This is a genomic window from Streptococcus sp. SO4 (assembly GCF_030440055.1).
Lineage (GTDB): Bacteria > Bacillota > Bacilli > Lactobacillales > Streptococcaceae > Streptococcus > Streptococcus nidrosiense.
The window spans coordinates 89,024-105,245 of record NZ_JAQFJI010000007.1 but is presented as its reverse complement, the minus strand read 5'-3'; the positions used below and the strand labels follow the sequence as shown (position 1 = coordinate 105,245).

Annotated in this window: 8 protein-coding genes; 1 reads left to right on the top strand and 7 read right to left on the bottom strand. The window is 40.8% G+C overall.

The window, feature by feature from the left end:
- Positions 1-127: 127 nt before the first annotated feature.
- The 5 genes from PCY08_RS05695 to PCY08_RS05675 all read right to left on the bottom strand — a co-directional run bounded on the left by PCY08_RS05695 (position 128) and on the right by PCY08_RS05675 (position 5,394).
- Positions 128-1,294, bottom strand: coding sequence for an acetyl-CoA carboxylase biotin carboxylase subunit family protein (locus tag PCY08_RS05695; RefSeq protein ID WP_301559731.1), 1,167 nt, complete (start codon positions 1,292-1,294; stop codon positions 128-130).
- Between the two features lie 12 nt (positions 1,295-1,306).
- Complete coding sequence (locus PCY08_RS05690; protein WP_049509801.1) at positions 1,307-2,047, bottom strand: alpha/beta hydrolase-fold protein; 741 nt, start codon at positions 2,045-2,047, stop codon at positions 1,307-1,309.
- A 21-nt stretch (positions 2,048-2,068) separates the two neighbouring features.
- A complete protein-coding gene (locus tag PCY08_RS05685) occupies positions 2,069-2,893 on the bottom strand; it encodes an alpha/beta hydrolase (protein WP_301559730.1) in 825 nt (274 codons plus the stop codon).
- Between the two features lie 135 nt (positions 2,894-3,028).
- Positions 3,029-4,243 carry a tRNA uracil 4-sulfurtransferase ThiI gene (gene thiI / locus PCY08_RS05680; RefSeq protein ID WP_006150037.1) on the bottom strand — a complete coding sequence of 405 codons (1,215 nt, stop codon included), beginning with the start codon at positions 4,241-4,243 and terminating at the stop codon, positions 3,029-3,031.
- An 8-nt stretch (positions 4,244-4,251) separates the two neighbouring features.
- A complete protein-coding gene (locus PCY08_RS05675) occupies positions 4,252-5,394 on the bottom strand; it encodes a cysteine desulfurase family protein (RefSeq protein WP_301559729.1) in 1,143 nt (380 codons plus the stop codon).
- Between the two features lie 136 nt (positions 5,395-5,530).
- On the opposite strand from PCY08_RS05675, the gene PCY08_RS05670 reads away from it, so the two are divergent.
- Positions 5,531-5,950, top strand: coding sequence for a DUF6556 family protein (locus PCY08_RS05670; protein ID WP_000073911.1), 420 nt, complete (start codon positions 5,531-5,533; stop codon positions 5,948-5,950).
- Positions 5,951-6,257: 307 nt separating this feature from the next.
- Here PCY08_RS05670 and PCY08_RS05665 read toward each other — a convergent pair whose 3' ends face one another.
- Both PCY08_RS05665 and PCY08_RS05660 read right to left on the bottom strand, forming a co-directional pair.
- A complete protein-coding gene (locus PCY08_RS05665) occupies positions 6,258-6,947 on the bottom strand; it encodes a CPBP family intramembrane glutamic endopeptidase (RefSeq protein ID WP_301559728.1) in 690 nt (229 codons plus the stop codon).
- A gap of 805 nt (positions 6,948-7,752) precedes the next feature.
- The gene (locus PCY08_RS05660; protein WP_301559727.1) at positions 7,753-16,089 is read right to left on the bottom strand and encodes an SIALI-17 repeat-containing surface protein; all 8,337 of its coding nucleotides are present in this window, start codon (positions 16,087-16,089) and stop codon (positions 7,753-7,755) included.
- Positions 16,090-16,222: the final 133 nt, after the last annotated feature.

Below are 16,222 nucleotides of genomic sequence, written 5' to 3'. Positions count from 1 at the left end.
TCCCTATTCTATCAATTTTTAAGCCTTTTAGCAACAGATTTTCTAAAAGAATACTGTAGGAAAACGCTTTTATTTTAGTTCTTAAAAAAAGACCTAACAAACCTAGTTTGTTAAGTCAAAATTTTGATTATTCTTGACGCTGACCAAAGTCCTTAATCATCTGATCCATTTCCTCACGACTTGGTGTCGTTAGCATATAGAGAAAGTCTCCTTGCAATTCAGCAAAGGCTGCAGGCATGATTTTCTTAACCTTAAATTGCTGACCGTATTTGGCGAGCAAGTCTTCTTCTGAATAAACATAGTTGGCATTGGCGCGACGAGATGTTGCCAAGCAGTACAGGGGCTCGAATTGTGAAGCAGGGAATGGTTCACCCGCAACGATCGCTGCATAGCCCTTGTACAAATCAAAAGAATGGGCATAGTTATAAACATCAATGGTGAATCCACCCGCTGGACGGTTATTATACTCAATGGCAATATAATCATCACCTTCACGGAAGAACTCGATATGGAAGAAACGTTCTTTCATGCCAAATTCTTTAACGATTGCCTCACCATACTTGCGCAATTTTGGATCCATATCTTTAAGAACATAATAAGAATTGTCCATCTTGTAAATCATAAGATCAAGCGGTGTATGGGCATAGTCAAAGGTCGTAGAAAAGACGATATTTCCATCTCTATCTACCAAACCATCGAAGGTACAGATTTCACTAGAAGTAACAAATTTTTCAAAGAAATAAACGGTTGAATGATCCCACTCTGCCTTGAAATGATGGATATCCTCTTCTGTTTCAAGCTTGAAGGTTGCTGCCGCTCCCACTCCATTGTCAGGTTTGGCAATCATCGGAAGGCCAATTTCTTTCACAGCTTTGTCAACATCTGCATCTGTTTCAATGACAGCACCTGGAACCACTGGAACTCCAGCTTTTTTGAAGAGTTTCTTCATTTCAGACTTGAACTTGGTCTTTTTGAGGTCGTCTGGTTTGGCACCAAAGACATTAAATTGTTCACGAAGAGCAGCATCCAACTCTAGCCAGTATTCATTATGAGATTCGATGCGGTCAATTGGACCATGCTTATAAAAGAGAAAGGCAACTGCACGTTTAACTTCATCAATATTTTCAAGATTATCAACACGGAAATACTCAGTCAAGCTATTGCGCAATGGCTCATCTAGTTGTTCATAGGGTTCTTGCCCAATCCCTAGAACGGTGATTCCTTTATTGGCTAGTTCAATACTAAACTGTTGGAAATTTTGTGGGTAATAGGGTGAAATTACAAGATAATTCATAAGCGACTCCTTTTATAGACTCATGTGACCGAGGAAATATGGCATTTGTTTGCGCCACCAATCCCAATCATGGGCGACATCATGTCCCCATTCTGCAAACCAGGCAGGAATTTGTTTTTGGTCAAAGGCTTCTTTTAACTTGTAGTAAGAAGGCAGGCCATCATGCTCCCAAGCACCTAAGCCAGTACAAATCACAATCTCAGCCTGACGGTAACGGTCAATAAACCAACCATCATTTTGATTCCAGATATAGTCTACTGGTGAATTTTGATAGATAGCATCATCATTGTAGTAGTCACCTACAAAGAAACGCGCATCATAGACACCACTGAGGGCGATAACCTTGGTAAAGACATCTGGATGCTGCAGGAAGAAGTTGAGTGCATGGTAAGCTCCCATAGAGCAGCCTGTCGTCATCATGCCGTCGAACCAGCCTGTCTTGTGCTTGATAAAAGGAATGGCTTCTTCAATCACATATCGTTCATAGGTACGGTGCATTTCAGCTTGGTCATGACCATTTTTCCATGTTGCTAGCCAACTTTCACTATCGACACTTGAAAGAGTAAAGAATTGCACTCGACCTTCCTCGATAAAGGATGCACATGCATCAATCATGCCAAAATCATAGTATTCATTGTGGCTACCACCTGAGGAAGCAAAGACAACCACTGGAATACCTGCGTGTCCGTAACGATTAACATACATTTCACGGTTAAGATGACCACTCCAGTGGCTAAGATGTTCAATATTCATATCCTGTCTCCTTTATACTAATTACCAATTTTCTGCAAAAAAGCGTAGGCAAGCTGGGAGATTTTCTGACCATGGCACTTCATGGTGAATGGCTCCAGCCTGAACCTTGAGAGAGAGATTTTCCAACTGAACTCCTCCTGCTATCAAATCATGATAATAGCGAAGGGAAGAGTCGATATAGGCCTGCTTAATATTGCCAGCCATGAGGGTCTTGTCTGTTTCGTCTGCTTCTTCCGTACCAACATAGATAAAGACACGCTGGTCAGGCAATAGTTTTTTTCGCTCGATATAGCGATCAAAGGCATCTTGGTGAAGCCAGTTAGCTGATGAGAAAACTCCCAAACATCCAATCTGATCCTGATACTCCAAGCCAATAAACTGGGTAATATTTCCACCCAGAGAAGATCCAACCATAGCAGTATGCTTGCGATCAGACTTTGTCCGATAGTTTTCGTCGATAAAGGGTTTGACCACTTCCATGACAAACTCAGCGTACTCGACTCCCTTACCACCAAATTGTTGGCCAGGAATGTTGGACTCTTGGAATTTCCATGCCGCATACTCATTCATCCGTCCAAGTCCATCATTGTCAATAGCCACAACAATCATACGGCTGATATCTGGATTTCGCTTGATAGCTGGGATAATCTTCCAGGAATGTCCAACGTAAGATTCCTTGCTATAAAAGACGTTTTGTCCATCGTGAAAATACACAACTGGGTAGCTTCTATCCGTGTCTTTATCATAGTTTTTGGGGAGGAGAACACGTACCCGGCGCTCCTTACCTGTGTAAGGAACCACTAATTTATGCTCTCGCATTTTCAGGTAAAAATATGATTGATTCATTGTCAGAAAACTCTCTATATTCAAAATTTTATCTTATTATAGCACAAAAATAGAAAAAAAGTCAGTTTCCGTCTAAATTTAGAACAAAAAACTAACTTTTTCTACTTATTTTCTCTATTCTTCTGGATTTTCTAATTAGAGGAGATCGTCAATTAGCTCATCAACTGCATCCTTCTCAGCTTGAGGCGTAATTTCAGTAATCATGATTCCTGCTACTGCTCGCTCAACCAATCCTTCGACGTCCATACGTGTTTCATACTGTTCCGCATTCTTAATCTTTGGATTTGTTTTCGGACGATCAGGCGCAAAAATTGTACAACAGTCTTCAAAAGGTTGGATAGAAATTTCAAAGGTGTCAATTTCCTGAGCAATATCAATAATTTCCAACTTATCCATGGTCACAACTGGACGGATAATTGGTGTATTGGTCACGGCATTGATAGCCTGCATACTTTCTAAGGTTTGACTAGCCACCTGACCAAGACTTTCACCATTGATAATGACCAAACCATTTCTCACTTCACGGATACGGTCTGTAATCCGCATCATAAAGCGGCGAGTCAAAGTCATGAGATAAGCTTCTGGAGCTTTAGCCTTAATCTCTTCTTGGATTTCAGTGAAAGGTACTTCGATAAACTGGATATTGCCACCAAATTTAGTCAATTTACGGGTCAAATCTTGCGCTTTCTTGAGGGCACCTGGACTTGTGTATGGAGGGCTAGCAAAGTGAACAGCCTCAATATCTACACCACGTTTTAGAGCAAGATAGCCTGCTACAGGAGAGTCAATCCCTCCTGACAACATGAGCATGCCTTTGCCAGAAGTTCCGACAGGCAAACCACCTGCACCACGAATGGTTTCATATGAAAGGTAGGCTGCTTCTTCACGAATCTCCACTTGCAGATTAATGTCAGGATTTTTCATTTGTGCTTGCACATTTGGAATGGCTTCAAATACTGCTCCACCAAGTGTCTGGTTGAGTTCACGACTGTCTAACTCAAAGTTATGGTCGCTGCGCTTACTTGAGATTTTAAAGGTCATCCCTTCCTTGTAGATGTCCTTCATAATTTCTTGCACGGCAGACTTAAGAACTTCTACGGATTTTTCAACCTTATATACTGGAGAAAAGTTTTGAATCCCGAAAACTTGCTTGAGAGATTCTGCCACTGGTTCATAATCTGCCCCATTCAGATAAGCATGGGCACGATCGCGGTCTGCTGTCACTTTAACTTGAGGATAGATGGACAAGACATCTGAGATATTATTACGTAGTTTATTGATGAAACGCATACGGTTTTTACCCTTGGTTGAAAGCTCTCCGTAGCGAATCATAATTTCTGAATACTGCATGAATGCTCCTATCTTACTTTTTTAGTTTGATTGTAGATTAATTTCAACTTGGTCAAGAACTGCTCTACCTGACTCATATCATTTTCTAGATCTAGACTGAGACGAACTGCTGACTGGGCTTTATCTTTTTCAATGCCCATAGCAATCAGAGTCCCAGCAGGTTTCCCAGCCTTGGACGAGCAAGCTGATGTTGTAGAAATGAAAATATCATAGTCTTCAAAGGCATGAACAATGACTTCCCCACGAACTCCCTTAATCCCAAAGGTCAGAATATGAGGGGCAAAGTCTTCCTCACCCGAAAAGACAAAAATATCTGGATAGTCAAGAAGAGCCTGACGGATGACCTCTTTCATCTGACTTGTTTTGCTAGCAAATAAGTCCAATCTCTCCATAGCCAAACGTAGGGCCTTGGCAGTCGCAGCAATCCCTGCTACATTCTCAGTTGTTGAACGATAGTCGCGCTCTTGGCCACCACCAGTTAAAAGCGGTGTAATTTTCTTTCCAGACTTGATATAAACAAAGCCAACACCACGAACTCCATGGAACTTATGACTAGAGAAGGTTGCAAAATCTACTCGGTCTGTCAAATACTTTTCTGTCGGAATCTTGGCCAAGGCCTGAACAGCATCTACATGGAAAGAAATGGTTGGTTTATCCGCTAAAAGTTCTGAAATATCTTGGATGGGCTGGATGGAGCCAATTTCATTGTTGACAGCCATAACAGAAACAAGAGTCGTATTAGGACGAAGTAGATTTTCTAAAGCAGTTACATCTACAAATCCTTTTTCATCAACTGGTGCAAAATCCACTTCAAAACCTTGAGTCTTGAGCCAAAGAGCTGACTCCTTGACTGCTGGGTGCTCAATAGCTGACACAATAATGTGTTTACCAAATTGCGCTTTTTCAAAAGCTACACCTTTGATAACCCAGTTATCACCTTCAGTACCACCAGAGGTAAAGAAGATTTCCTCGCTTTTCTTGCCAATCAATTCTGCAATCTGCTGACGGGAAGCTTCTAAAATTCTGGTAGATTGGTCTCCCAAACGATGGAGACTTGAAGGATTTCCAATAATTTTTGCAGACACTTGCATATAGGTTTCAAGTGCTTCTGGATAAGGCTTAGTCGTTGCCGAATTATCAAAGTAAATCATGGTTTCTCACGCTTTCTAAAATCACTCCTTCTATTGTATCACGAAACAGTTCAGGCGACAAGAAAGGCAATTCAGGTTCATTTAAGTTTTTTTTAAAGATTTTCGGTATAATGAATTTTAGTAAAGGAGAGATATTATGTCTAATTATCGTAGAACATCAAAACCCAAAACAGAACACATTAAAAAAGGATTTACTGTTTTTCAAAAAACGATAGCTACTATCGGTAGTATTCTGGGGCTGATTACTGCAAGTATCACCATCATGAATGCTATGAATAATAATAATAATAACAATAACTCTAAAAAAGAAACTACGACAACCCAGACAACAGTCATAAAAGAGATTCAAAAGGAATCCCCTCAAGAGAATACTACTCCAAACAAGGACAATACTTCTACAAAAGAAAACACACAAGAAGAAACAACAACTCAATCTAGTAGCAGTGCAGAAAGTAAGAAAGAAGATACTAGCAGTAAACAAGAACAACCGACTGTTCCTTCATCTAGCACTCAAACAACAGATACAAAAACATCTACTACTAATGGAGCTTCCTAAAAGAACGATCTAACAGCCAGTGATTGAATCGCTGGTTTTTTATTGCTATCTTCAGCATTTATCAGCAAAAGTTGATCTTTGCAACAGAAAAATGATCAGCCTTTAAACCAATCATTTTTTGAATATATTTTATACTCAATGAAAATCAAAGAGCAAACTAGGAAGCTAGCCGCAGGTTGCTCAAAATACTGTTTTGAGGTTGTGAATAGAACTGACGAAGTCAGTAACAAATATACGGCAAGGCGACGCTGACGCGGTTTGAATTTGATTTTCGAAGAGTATTAGCCAAAAACTAAAAATAGATAGTTTAAAATAGATAGTTTAAAATAGATACCAGTACCAGCACTCCGTTATTTAGCAAATGAACAGCTATGGAATCAAGGATATTCCCTCTACGAGCATAGGCTAAGTAAAATATCACTCCCAGTAAAAAATAAGTTACAAACTCTATCGGATAAAACATATGCAGATAGCCAAAAATCGCAGAACTTATTAGCAATTTCAACCACTTTTGATCTTCTTTAAAAAAATAGTGGCTGAAGAATCCTCTAAATACTAATTCTTCCATGATTGGAGCAAATATACCAATTGCAAAATGAAAGGCGATGAAAAATAGAGGAAAAACACGAGTAACCTGCTCGCTTGTAGCCAGCAAGGCAGCATCGTTAGCGGATGTTGGATTTCCAGTAACTACTTGGATCAGGAGAGTACCTACAATCGCTACTAGTCGAGTAGCCACATAAAATAAAAGGGCTATTCCAAAATCCTTCCAGGTGAACTTGAAAACCTTCTGCTGATTCGGAATTTTCTTTTTGTATTGTCGCCAAACAGCAACTAGCAAGAAAGTAGCCAGTACCAAATACCCAATACTAATCGTCCACTTTAAGGACATAGAACTAGAATCTTCGAGAGCCAACATTCTCATGGGAAATGTATTTACATTTATAATCAGTAAGATCATTCCTACAAATTTTAAACTATTTTTCAACTTTTGCAAACCACTACCTCTTCTTTCCTAAACTCCAGCATCTCCACTTACTAACGATGCTCATCTGTGTTTTCTTTCCTCTTTATAGATTCTTACTCCCTTGATCAGGGATAATAACACAAGGATAACCCTAATATCTAAATTGATTAAACTACCTCCATTAGCGAATAAATACAAACCCAAACAGGCTTACGCTAAGGGATAGGCACATTTATTAAATTTCATAGATACTCCCAAAAGCTTTCTACAAATAAATGAATAGAATAACTTCTTAGTCTTGCTCACAAGAGAACATCAAATTTCAGATTTACTTTTTTCTACTAGCTATCTCTAAATCCAATCCAATAATACTCTTCAGATTAACTTGTAAGATCAGCTCTATTCTTTTAGGTTTGAACCAAACCACCGATCTACTAAATCATGTTTAGGAACAACCATAGTTTAGCATTTATTTCTAGGAAAAGATTGCTCTTTCTTAAATTGTCATCAAAACATCCTAAATGGTAGAAATTGGCTTGTGACTTAAGGACTTCATTAGGAGTTCGAAATGTTTTATCCAAGGAACTTCAGTGACCATCAGCTTCCTCACTTTAAGAAAAAGCGAACAAGACCAGATTCTGTTTATCAGAAAACTAGTTTTGTCCGCTTTTTATATTCGAGATTAGTCTCTTGATCCAATCTCTATGACTTATACTCTTCGAAAATCAAATTCAAACCGCGTCAACGTCGCCTTGCCGTACTCAAGTACAGCCTGCGGCTAGTTTCCTAGTTTGCTCTTTGATTTTCATTGAGTATTAGATGCTTTTACATCATCTTATTCGTCGTCTTTTTTCTTTCCCATAGCAAAGAGACCAAGAAGTGCACCTACAACACCAACGGCTGCAAGGCCAGCATTTTCTTTAGTACCTGTTTCTGGGAGCTTGTATGGATGACTTGCAGGTGCTTGGTAGGTCTTATCTTGTGACATAGCAAGAGCTACAAGAGACTGCTCATCTGTGTATGCTGGAGTTTCACGTGTAGTTGGGGCTGAACCATTCACACTTCCAGTAAATTCTGGAACTTCGTGAGTAGTTCCTTCTGATCCATTTACGTGACCAGTGAACTCTGGGACTTCATGGACAGCTGCTTCGACACCATTCACCCCACCAGTATATTCTGGGACTTCGTGGACAGCTGCTTCAGTGCCATTTACACCACCTGTGAATTCTGGGACTTCTACTACTGGTGCTGGAAGCTTGTCTGCTTCTGCCGTAGCTTCAGTATACTCTGGAACTTCATGGATAGCCGCTTCGACACCATTCACGCCGCCTGTGAATTCTGGGACTTCTACTACTGGTGCTGCTTCTTCACCTGCTGTGCCAATAGCTTCAGTATATTCTGGAACTTCATGAACAGCTGCTTCAACACCATTTACGCCACCAGTAAATTCTGGGACTTCTACTACTGGTGCTGGCTCATCACCCTTGCTTGTAGTTAAAGCTGGTTTCTCTGGTTCTTCTGGAAGCTCTTGGTGGAAGGTCGTCATTTCGTAAAACTCAGGTTTGCCACCTTCCCAAACAACTTTGACATCTAACAATGGCGCTTTTTCTCTCACTGCAAATGTTTGGAAGCTTGAGGTAATTGCTCCTAGATCTGTCCAAGCTCCGTCTCTATCTGCTTTCAAAGTGCGAGCAAACACACGTGCAGTAACTCCTTGAGGAATACTTGAAACAAGTCGGATATGGTTAGCATCTGTTGGTTCTGACAAGTGGTAAACAAGCTCACCTTGTTCTTTCTCAGCCTTGTAGCTTGTCAAGACTTTACCATCTACAAGATTAGTGTAAAGGTTGCCTTGGCTTTCACCGCTGTTTCCTTCTACAGTTGGGTCATTGATTGGTTTCACGAATTCGCCATCATTGATCACCAACTCAGTGAAGCCTACAAAACGAGCATCATAGTCTGCTGTAAATAGAACACGGAGATAGTTGGCTTTAACTGGGCTTGAAAGTTCACCCTCGATATAGCGATTTCCTGGCATCTTAGAATCATGTGTCCAGCCATCTGTCAAGGAGTCATCACGTGTTTCATTAGCAACACCGTCACCAACTGTCACAACATCTGTCCAAGTCTTGCCATCTTGACTGACTTGAATCTTACCATCACGGAGATAGTTTTGAGTGCCGTCTTGGATGTAAGCTCTAATCTTCTTAATATCACGTTCGCTACCAAGTTTCAAGGTAATATGACCGTCTTTACGAGCATAGTCTGAGAACTCTACAAAGTTATTGTAGACACCGTCAAACAATTGATCCAAGTTCTTGATCTTACGAACGTCGTTTCTACCGTATGTTGGGTGGATTCCCATTGATGTAGAATCAAGTGTGGTTGGCTGAACTTCTTTTGTCTGAACAAGTAGAGAAGTTGCTGTCACTGCTTGTTCTTGGTCAGTCTTATTAACCAGACGAACATAACGTACCAAGGACTTATCAGTCACTTGATTAGCTGGATACCATTCTTGGGCATTTGGAGAGTATTCCAAGTTGAGAGATGGATTTTCTGTACCAAGTGCTTGAATGCTTTCAGCTTGGTGTAGACGATCAAGCTTCATACCCAAGTAGCTATTAGCTGGAAGCTTAGTTCCGCTTGGAATTTGCAGGTCATAACGGCCAAGGCTGTCATAAACTGGAGTTGACTTCAAGCTTTCAACGTTTGTATCAGTCAATTCGCTATTGCCTGCACGTGTCTCAACTGAGAAGTCAGCGATACGCCACCATAGGTTGATGTTCTTAGTATTGCGAACACGAACGTAGCGAGCTGAAATTGGAGTTTCAATTTCTTTCGTTTGTTCACCAGTCAAGCGATCCAATTCTTGCCATGAGTTACCATCTGCAGAATATTCAAGAACACCTTCTGCCAACTTATCTCCTGATCCTTGAACCAAACGAACCTTAGTCACAGGTTTGACTTCACCCAAGTCAAGTTGTACCCAACCATTGACTGGAGTTGTGTCTGTTCTATCAGCATTTGCAAGCATGGCTTCAGTATTATCACGTCCGTCTGTAATCTGACCAACTGTTGTGTTGTACTTGTACATAAGATTTGGACTGATAGTCACAGTGGCTGACTGTTTAGCACGAGTAACTTCTACAGGGCGGTTAACAGCAATTTCTCGTACAGCAAACCAAGTATTTCCACGATCTGAAGTCGCAATCATACGAACAGCTTTGGCGTTGATGTTGAGGTTTTCAAACTTAAGCAGTGGTTCATTACCAGTGTAGCTTGGTTCTGAAAGGGTTACCCACTCATCATTTTCATTGAGGTATTCAACCTTAGCGTTGTTGAAGGTATCACGAGGATTTGCTTGAGTTCCCATTGCAAAGGCCAAGTTTTGAACTGGAACAGCCTTATTAAATTTCAAACCAATGTAGTCACCAGTTTGAATGCTGTTTGGTGATTTGATCAAAGCATGTGTTCCCAAATCTCCGTCAGTCACTTCAGCAAGTCCACCTTCGACACCAGTACGGTTCGTGATAAAGGTACTAATCACTTGGTCTGGATGCAAGGCTTTTTGAACTTCTGTTGCAAGGATTTCACGAAGTCCAAGCAAGAATGGACGGATATGTTGAACACCCAACTCAGCTCTTTCATCATGGTCTACATAGTGGAAGGTATAAGTTTGAGACTGTTCATAAAGTTTTAATCCCTTATAGTAGCTATCCCAAAGTTTTGCAGAATCGTTCTTTTCGATAGCTTCTGTACCATCAAGGAGAGCACTCAAAGCATCCATTTGGTCGATGGTATTATCCAACCAGTAGTGGATTTGAGCACGCATCTTTTCATCACCAGATGCTTTATAAAGTTGAGCTGCTGCTTTAAGTTTTGCAAATTCTGCACGCAAGCCTTCACGCTCTGCACCGACATCTTGACCAGCTTTCAACTTAGACATAAAGGCATCTAATTTCGGTGCAAGTTCAACAGACTCTTCCAATTTCACAACACGACCATCCATGTTTTGGTTGATCATATGTTTACCAAGCTCACGGAAGGCAAGAGATGCTTCGCTATCTGTAAACTTACCGTTTTCAACAAAGTTGAAGGCGATGTCATTCACTCTCTTAGCTTCTTCTTCTGATTTCCATTGTTTCCATGCATATTGGGCTGCTGAGAAGAGGGCAATCTTCGATGGCTCAGATTGTTGCATTGGATTCAACATGATACCTGAAAGAAGACTTGGGTCTACATTCGGATGAAGGAATTTCTCACCGCCACCCAAAATCAAGTGTTGTTTAGAGTTATCTGTACATGGCCAGTTAATCCATAGGGAAACTGGACGGTAGGTCTTACCACCTGCAGTCAGGTTGTTCTTAAGGTTAGAAAGGAAGTTTTCTGATACTTCACCCCAAATCTTACCACCAGTAAGGGTCATAGAAGTTGAAGTTGGAAGGTTTTCGTTGAGTGATTTCAACTCATCTTCACGTCCATTACCCCAATATTGACCTGGAACGAAGATCATTTCCTTACGAAGACCAACATAAGTTGCTTGTTTTTCAGTCAACCAGTCTGTCATGTCCTTCATCAAGCGGTTGTAGCTATTGTAGCCACCAACTGGACTTGGAGCATCATCGGCCAAAATACCGAACTCACGGACACCGACATCCATCAATTGAGTGAATTTAGCCTTAATAGTTTCAAGGTCTTTTTGGTAATCAGCATCGTTGCCAAAACGGATACGGTTGTTCATGAATGGGTGGATGGTCCAAACATAACGAGTCTTGTTTTGGTTTCCGACACGTGCCAATTCACGGATTTCAGCTAATTTTTCTTCTGGATAAAGTTCACGCCATTTCTTGTTGTGATATGGATCGTCTTTTGGTGCAAAGAAGTATTGGGTCAACTTCAAGTCACCACCATAACGCATCAACTCAGCACGATCAGCATTGCTCCAAGGGTTACCATAGTATCCTTCGATAAAGCCACGGTTCTTAATTTCAGCAAAGTCTTCAACTGTTACGTTACGCAAGACTGGAGCTTCACTTTCATTAAGCATGTGTTTGAGAGTTGTCAAACCGTAGAAGACAGCATCTGTATCCTTACCGACGATAGAGATTGTATTATTCTTGATAGACAAGGCATAGGCATCAATCTTATCAAAGAGTCCTTGAGAAATACCAGATACTTCTTTTTCAGCCTGTGAATTTTGGCCATGAACACCAAGGTAGATGTTGGTAGCACCTGCCACTGCTGTTTGACTACTTGTGTAAGAGATTTGATGATCTTGTAGGACACTCTTCAAGCGGTTACGAGTATAGATATCTAATTGATCGCCCATGACAAGATTGACTTGTTTATGGAGTTTCGTAACACCTTCATCATAAGTTACTTTTTGTGGTGTTGGGAAGACCTTGTACTCTTTCTTGAGATAATCCTGACTTTGAGCTGCTGCGGCAACTGCTTCGTCACTTGTAGGTTTCGTAGCTACAAAGCTATCAGCAAGTTCAGTTGTACCATCGCCCATTTCCTCAACTTTAGGTTTTTCTGGAGTTTCAGGTTTTTCTGGTGTCACAGGTTTCTCTGGACTAACTGGCTCTTCCATCTTGTTAGAAGAAACTGGTTTAAGAAGTTGAATTTCTGCAGCACTACCAAATCCTGCAGCACCAGCTAGAACTTTAAATTCTACCTTATCGGTTTCAATGGCATCAAAGTTAACTGTTTTCTCTTTGGCATTGTTTTCCCAAGTTCCTGAAGCAACTTTAACCATTTGACCATCTTTTTGAGCATAGATTTCATAAGATGTCACAACACCGTTGCCTCCACCTGGACGTGGAAGATAAGTCAAGCCATTCACTGTTTCAGCTGCTTTCAAGTTCATTGCCACTGTAAATGGAGCCTGATGACCAGACCATTTTGAATGCCAGAAAGTATTTGGATCATTGTCAAAGGCTTTTTCGACTGGACCTTCTGCATTGGTTCCTGGTAATTCTTGACTTGTTGCAGAAACTGTAAAATGGTCATTTGGAATCAAACGTGGGTTTACAAATGCTTCATTTGACAACTCAGCACTATGCAAGATTCCTTTAAAGCCACCGATTGTTTCAAGTGGAAGTACCAAGCTATTATGGGCCAAACGTGGATTAGCTGGATTTGCAATTCGTTCAACCTTTTCACCGTCCACATAAACTTCAGTCACTTGAGGTTTGGTTACAACAGAAATTTGATAACGTTTGTTCTTTTCAAGTTTCTTGTTAAATTGAATATGAAATTGTTCAAAAGTATAGGCAAGGTAGCCATCTTTGTCCGCAAGATAGAGTTGATTGTTTCCACTTGTTGAGAAGGTTTGCTCGCCATCACCAGTCACTGTCACATCCAATTTCAAGACATGACTTGGTCCAGCATCACCAACTAGGCCTTCGATAGTGCTATCTTTTTCGAAATTCAAACCTGCTTCAGTCTTCTGTACTTTCTTAGCAAGATAATCTTTGACAGTATCAGGATTGATCTTGAACAAGTCTTCTTCAGCTACGGTCTTATCTGGGTTAGATTGTGGTGCATAAACACTTGCTGGTTGAACACGTTCTGCATAGGTCTTGGCTGCACGGTCTGAACCCCAAGTGCGTTCTGCAGTTGATTGCATACTCTTGAAGAAGCGTTTAAAGATATCGTAAGAAGTGAGTCCAGTTTCATGGAGGTCAATGTTATCATTCCAGACCGCATGACCACCACCAAGGATATTTGGATTAGAGGCTTCTAGGCGTGGTCCTCCACCTGTTGAGAAATCATTTGGTGTCCAGCGATTGTATTGAGTTTCATAGTTTGCATAATCTCCATATCCACCTTGACTATTGCTACCACTTGGAACACTATAGGTTGGAATATCTGTGATATTGATAATCTTAGCACCTTGAGCAATTGCGGCAGCTGGACGTTGCCATCCAATGCTCCAAATATCGACTTCTACATCTTTCCAATCGACCGGCGTAGTTCCTTGTTTGGCACTGAGGGAACCCCAAATACGTGGTGTTAAGCCTTTGCCTTTGATGTACTGGATCATATCATTGACATAGCGACGATAGCTTTCTGGATTTCCATAATATTCATCTGTACCGATATGAACTGTAGATACGCCATGGAGAGGTGCGTCTTCTCCATCTAACAATTTATCATAGACTGATTTGACAAAAGCAAGTGTCTCTTCGTACTTGTTATCCAAATCTAGCATAGCCACGCGCTCTACATTATGCTTGTTAGTGCTTAGTCGTCCCTTATACATAAGGTCAGGTCTAACTTTAACAAATGAAAGGGCGTGACCTGGTGTGTCAATTTCAGGAACAAGATTGATATGTAAAGCTTTGGCCAACTTGATGATTTCTTGCATTTCTTCCTTAGTGTAATGCTCGTCAGATGTTAATTTTTCACCATTTTCACCGACAACATCAGTTTCTACACGGAAGCCTGTCTTAGCATTTTTAAGAACATAATCCAGTTCCTCTTGTGGAGTAAGATTTTTCCCTGCTAAATGATCTTTTAAGAAGATATAGTTGTCATTCAAGTGCAACTGCAAGTCGTTCATCTTGTAGTAGGCCATATTGAGCATAATATCTACAAGAGTGTCGTAAGGGATAAACTTACGACCTGTGTCTAGCATAAATCCACGATGGCTAAAGCTTGGGAAGTCACGGATTTCTCCGTTTTGCAAATCATTTTCACCCATTTGAAGAAGGGTACGTGTAGCATAAAATGCTCCTGCATTGGTCGCAGCTTCTACGGTGATAACTCCATCTTTAACAGTGATACCATAGCCTTCCTTGCCATAGCCCTTGTCTTCAACCTTTTTAAATTCGATCCGTTTTTGAGCTGTTTGATCACCTGTAGCGATTTCTAACCCACGACTTTCAAGGTCAGTCTGATAGAATTTAGCTTCTTGGCCAAATCCAGAATCTCCGACTGAAATGACGGTATCAGCTGTAATTGAAGTTTTACCTTCAGTACCATACCATTGTTGAACTGCTGGAGCAACTGCTGGTTTAGTGCCAACACCTTCATCTGCATGTAATCCTTTAATAAGGACTTCAAATTCTTTTGTGAAAGTATGAGTATCCTTGACTTGTTGGACCATGACCTTAACAGTTTGATCTGTTAAGGGTTTATAGATTTTGTTATTTAGGTCAACAACACCCTGTTTGTTGCTACCAATCAAGCTGACTTGGCCTGGTAATTTAGGTAAAACAAGTGATTTCCCATCTTCAGCAACAGCTAATTCTGTCACTTGGCGAATATCTGTTGGTTTGCTAGCGTCTGGAATGTTTGAGTAGGCACGAATTTCTTGAATCCCAACATTTTTCCAGTTCATTGTACCAGCTTGATAATCCGTGATTTCAAGTTTAAGGTACTTGGCTTGGATAGCTTCTTTCAAGTCAATTTTTTCATCAAGAAGAGGATTCCCTGTTCTTTGATAAGCCAACTTCCATTCTTTAACTCCTGAACCATTCACCTCATCCTGGCCGGCGTAATAGAGGTTCCATGATTTGATATTTGGATCATTTTGTTCACCACGAACGCGGCGGTCCCAATCAATCTCAACATGCTTAATCACTGTTGTCTTTTCAAGTGTAAATTCGATTGTTGGTTTCTCAACGTTTTGGTCAGTAGCCCAGCGAGTGTCAGGTTTTCCGTCTATCGCCTTTTCTGCTGTGTATTGTGTGTTGGCTTCATGGTTTGATGCTGTAGCAGAAGCTTTTTCTAAATGATTGACATCTGGTGTATCTACTACATCTTTAGTCGCAGGAGTTGCAGCTGGTTTCGCCTCAGAAGCTGCTTCCTCTTTTGGATTTGTAGCTGGTTTTGAAGCTACTTCTTCCTTAGGAGCAGGAGTTTCAGTTGGTTTTGGAGTAGTTGTTTCAGCTGCAGTTGCCCCAGTTTCTGACCCTGCAGGTTGTTCATCTACAGTTCCAGCACTTGCTTCTGCTTTTTCAATAGCTGCTGCTATATCTGCTGGCAGTTTATCCAGAGGCTGAGCTTGTGTTACCGTACCTTCTGTCTCTGCAGGTCCTTCTGTTTCAGCAGCCTGAACTGCACCAGCACCAAAAATGCTAGCACCAATCATAACAGAAGCTGCGCCGATTGTAAATTTACGTATACTGTAATGACACCGTTTCTCAAAAAAATGTTTTCCCATTTTTTCCTATTTCCTTTCATACGCCTTCAAGAGTAAGCGCTCTCATTCCCCTTTAAAAAAAGAGAGGACCTAGAGGGTCCTCTCTGGGTTTTCTTTTTCTCCACTACAATGATTGTGGAGTTTTAAGCTCTCT